1 protein-coding gene is annotated in these 1,389 nt (G+C 77.5%); it reads left to right on the plus strand.

Annotated features, from left to right (window positions below; translation table 11 throughout):
• Positions 1 to 1,389: hypothetical protein (locus GTW43_RS27815; RefSeq protein WP_161304717.1), on the plus strand; the 1,389-nt coding region annotated here is incomplete at both ends.

Here is a 1,389-nt window from a genome sequence, read left to right on the forward strand (position 1 = left end):
CCGGCGAGCGCACGCTGCTGGTCCTCGACGACGTCGACCCGGTCCAGGCCGAATGCGCCCGCCTCGTCCAGCAGTTGCTGATGGCCGCCCCCGCGGCGCGCCTCCTCGTCACCGCACAGCGCCCGCTCGGCCTCGGCGAGGAACAGGTGCTGCGGCTGTCCGCCCTGCCCGTCGACGTGCCCGCCGGGGCCACCGGGCCGGCGCCCGCGGTGCGCCTGTTCGTCGAGCGGGCCCGCGACAGCGCCGCCGAACTCCTCGGCCGGGACGCCGAGTCGGCCCGGGTCGAGGAGGTGTGCCGACTGGTCGAGGGCGTCCCCCTCGCGATCGAGCTCGCCGCCGACCAGCTGGACCGCTACAGCATCGACGATCTCGCCGCCCGGCTGCGCCAGGGCCAGGGCTGGCTGACCAGCTCCTACCCGGCGCTGCGCCGCCACCAGTCGGTCCGTGACGCGGTCGGCTCCACCTACCGGCTCTGTGCGTGGGCGGTGCGCGTGGTCTGGGCCAGGGCCAGCATCTTCACCGGCTCGTTCACCGAGGACACCGCCGTCTCGGTCACCTCCGGCGGCGGCGTCCGGACCGAGCTGATCCCGTCCTGCCTCGCCCAGCTCAGCGCCCTCGGAGTGCTCCGCACGACCGAGGACCCGGGCGGCCTGCGCCGCGTGCGCTACCGGATGACGCGCGCCGCACGGGAGTTCGGCGCCTCCCGGCTCACCGAGGCCGGCGAGTACCCGGTGGCCGCCTCCCGGCGCACCCACCACATCCGGGCGCTCGCCGCGCACGCAGGTCACTGCTGGGACTCCGGCGACCAGATCGCCGCCCTGTGCCTCGTCCGCGACGAGCTCGACGAGCTGCTCGCCACCGCGCACCACGCCCTGGAGCACCCGCACCCCGAGAACACCGACGCCGCCCTCGACGCCGTCGTCTCCGTCTGGTTCTGGTGGCTCGCCCAGGGCCACGGCGCGACCGGCCTCGACCTCCTGGCCCGCCTCCTGCCGCTGTGCGAGCCCGGCCGGCCCTCCGCGGTGCGCGGCACGTGGCTCGCCGCATGGCTCGCGGCCTGCACGGACCCGGCGGCGGCCCGCGCCTATCTCGCCGCGGTCTGGCCCACCGCCGTGCTCGGCGGCGACGACATCACCCTCGGCCGGGTCGCCCACGTCGAGGGCCTGCTGGCCCTGCGCCGGGGCGACACCCCCGCGGCCGCCACGCACTTCGCGGACACCGCCGCGCTGATCCCCGCCCGGGTGCCCGCCGGCCCGTCCCCCGCCGTCAGCCTGGCCGCCCTCGCCATCGCCCGGGCCGGGTACGACCCGCGCGGCGCCCTGCACGCCGCGCGCCGCGCCGTGTCCTGGCCCGGCGTGCGCGACGACTCCTGGGCCAATCTCGTCGCCA

This window comes from Streptomyces sp. SID5785 (assembly GCF_009870065.1).
Classification (GTDB): domain Bacteria; phylum Actinomycetota; class Actinomycetes; order Streptomycetales; family Streptomycetaceae; genus Streptomyces.